Source organism: Xenophilus sp. (assembly GCF_044462705.1).
Lineage (GTDB): Bacteria > Pseudomonadota > Gammaproteobacteria > Burkholderiales > Burkholderiaceae_C > Xenophilus > Xenophilus azovorans.
Genome location: NZ_JBIQNC010000328.1, coordinates 1 through 3246 on the forward strand (window position 1 = coordinate 1; position 3246 = coordinate 3246).

A 3246-nucleotide genomic window follows, 5' to 3' on the forward strand; every position below is an offset into this window, starting at 1 on the left:
TCGGCATGCAGGAAAGCGGCGCCCGCGGCGAGCGGCGCTGGAAGAAAAAGAAGACCTGGCGATGAGTAACGGCAGCAGCAGCGCGTACCTCCCCGCGGGCCTCTGGGACACCGCCCACATGCAGCCGCGCACCGACGTGGTGGTGCCGGGCGAGACGCTGCCCGCCGTGTTCTGGAACGCCGCCGGGATGCGCGGCGAGCAGGTGTGGATGCGCCAGAAGCAACTGGGCATCTGGCGCGCCTGGACCTGGGCGCAGGCCGCCGAGGCGGTGCGCGAGATCGCCCACGGCCTGCTGGCGCTGGGCTTCGCGCGCGGCGAATGCGCGTCGATCCTGTCCAACACCGTCGTCGAGTGGGTGCTGGCCGACCTGGCGGTGCTCAGCTGCGCCGGCGTGTCCAACGGCATCTACCCCACCGACGCGGCCAGCCAGGTGCACTACCTGTGCGAGGACTCGCGCAGCGTCGTGCTCTTCGTGGAAGACGACGAGCAGCTCGACAAGGCGCTGGCGGTGCGCGCGCAGCTGCCGCTGCTGCGCAAGGTGGTCGTGTTCGACATGAAGGGCCTGCGCGACTTCCACGACCCGGACGTGCTCAGCCTGGACGCCCTGCGCGCGCTGGGCCGCGGGCACCTCGCGGCCAACCCCGGCGCGGTGGAGGAGCGCGTGGCCCAGGTGCAGCCGCAGGACCTGGCCATCCTCATCTACACCTCGGGCACCACCGGCAAGCCCAAGGGCGCGATGCACAGCCATGCCGGGCTGGTGTACGCCATGCGCGGCTACAACACGCTGATCGCGCAGGACGAGCGCGACGAGCGCATGTGCTTCCTGCCGCTGTGCCACGTGGCCGAGCGCATGGGCGGCGAGTACTTCGCCATGTACACCGGCGCGGTGCTCAACTTCGTCGAGAACCCCGAGACCGTGCCCGAGAACGTGCGCGAGATCGCGCCCACCGTCTTTCTGGCTGTGCCGCGGGTGTGGGAGAAGTTCTACTCGGGCGTGATGATCGCGCTGAAGGAGGCCACGCCGCTGCAGCGCGCCGCCTACGCCTGGGCCATCGGCGTGGGCCAGCGCATCGCCGAACGGGTGCTGGCCGGGCAGCCGGTGGGCGGCGGCCTGAAGCTGCGCTTCCGCCTGGCGCGCTGGCTGGCGCTGGACAACGTGCGCAAGCTCATCGGCATCCACCGGGCGCGTTTCCTCGTCACCGGCGCGGCGCCCATCTCGCCCGACCTGGTGCGCTGGTACCTCGCGCTGGGCGTGCCGATGCTGGAGGTGTGGGGCATGACGGAGACCGGCGGCGCTTCCACCGGCATGCCGGCCGCACGCATCAAGCCCGGCTCCATCGGCCCCGCCACGGCGTACAACGAGGTGCGCATCGACGAGGGCACGGGCGAGATCCGGGTGCGCGGGCCCAACGTCTTCATGGGCTACCTGCATCAGCCCGAGAAGACGGCCGAGGCCATCGACGCCGACGGCTGGCTGCACACCGGCGACGTGGGCTCGGTGGACGAGGACGGGTATTTCCGCATCACCGACCGGATGAAGGACATCATCATCACGGCAGGCGGCAAGAACATCACGCCCAGCGAGCTGGAGAACGAGCTCAAGTTCAGCCCCTACGTCACCGACGCGGTGGTGATCGGGGATGCGAGGCCCTACCTGACGGTGATCATCATGATCGACCAGGAGAACGTCGAGAAATTCGCGCAGGACCACGACGTGCCCTTCAGCAACTACGCCAGTCTGACGCGCGCGCCCGAGGTGCAGGCCCTGATCCAGGGCGAGATCGACCGCGTCAACGCGAAGTTCGCCCGGGTCGAGCAGATCAAGAAGTTCTTCCTGCTCGACACGCAGCTCAGTGCCGAGGACGAGGAGCTGACGCCCACCATGAAGCTCAAGCGCAAGCTGGTGCAGGCCAAGTACGCCGACCGCATCGAAGCCATGTACTCGTGAAACCCAAGCAAAAGGAGACGCTGCCGTGAACAAGACCCTGATCGCCCTGGCCGCCCTGGCCCTGGCCAGCCCCTTCGCCCTGGCCCAGCAGGGTGTGAGCAAGGACGAGATCCGCATCGGCACCATCCAGGACCTGTCCGGCCCGCTGGCCGGCTTCGGCAAGCAGTCGCGCAACGGCATGCAGCTGCGCGTGGAGGAGATCAACGAGCAGGGCGGCATCAACGGCCGCAAGCTCAAGCTGTACGTGGAAGACTCGGGCTACGACCCGAAGAAGGCGGTGCTGGCCGCGCAGAAGCTGGTGAACCAGGACAAGATCTTCATCATGGCCGGCCACATCGGCACCGCGCAGAACATGGCGGCCATGCCGGTGCAGTTCGACAAGAACGTCATCAACTTCTTCCCGATCACCGCCGCGCGCGAGATGTACGAGCCGCACCACCGGCTCAAGTACTCCTTCGCGGCCACCTACTACGACCAGATCCGCATGGCGCTGCCCAAGCTGGTGAAGGACAAGGGCGCCAAGAAGGTCTGCACCATCTACCAGGACGACGAGTTCGGCCTGGAGGTGCAGCGCGGCGCCGAGGCGGGCCTGAAGACGGTGGGCATGGAGCTGGCCGAGAAGACCAGCTTCAAGCGCGGCGCCACCGACTTCAGCAGCCAGGTGGCGAAGATGAAGGCCGCGGGCTGCGACCTGGTGGTGCTCGGCACCATCATCCGCGAGACCATCGGCACCGTGGGCGAGGCGCGCAAGACGGGCTTCAACCCGGTGTTCCTCGGCTCCAGCGCCGCCTACACCGACCTGATCCACAAGCTGGGCGGCAAGGCGATGGACGGCATCTACGCCACCATGACGGTGCAGAACCCCTACACCGACGAGGCCAACGAGAAGATCCGCTTCTGGGCCAACAAGTACAAGACCAAGTTCAACGAGGACCCGACCGTGTTCTCGGTCTACGGCTACATGATCATCGACGCCTTCGCCCAGGTGGCGCAGAAGGCCGGCGCCAACCTGACGACCGATTCCTTCGTCAAGCTGATGGACGCCAGCACCTTCGAGCCCGACATGTTCGGCGCGCCGAAGATGACCTTCACCGCCACCAAGCGCCTGGGCAACAACGCCTCGCGGCTGTCGCAGATCGTGGATGGGAAGTGGAAGGTGGTGTCGGACTACCTGGCGCAGTAGGCTGCGGGGTGCGTCGATGACGAGGCCGCTCCTTTCCGGACGGCCTTTTTTGTGGTCCGTGGCGCGCGCCGTGGCCGGGGGCCTGGGGCGCGGGCTCATGGTGGGGCGGTCGGCG

Annotated in this window: 2 protein-coding genes; both read left to right on the forward strand. The window is 67.7% G+C overall.

Going from position 1 to position 3246, the window contains the following annotated elements:
- The first annotated feature begins 61 nt into the window (after positions 1–61).
- Positions 62–1948 carry an AMP-dependent synthetase/ligase gene (locus ACIY1X_RS25650; RefSeq protein ID WP_399686307.1) on the forward strand — a complete coding sequence of 629 codons (1887 nt, stop codon included), beginning with the start codon at positions 62–64 and terminating at the stop codon, positions 1946–1948.
- Positions 1949–1973: 25 nt separating this feature from the next.
- Positions 1974–3131: an ABC transporter substrate-binding protein gene (locus ACIY1X_RS25655; RefSeq protein WP_038216078.1), complete on the forward strand. Its 1158-nt coding sequence runs from the start codon at positions 1974–1976 to the stop codon at positions 3129–3131.
- The last annotated feature ends 115 nt before the right edge of the window (positions 3132–3246 follow it).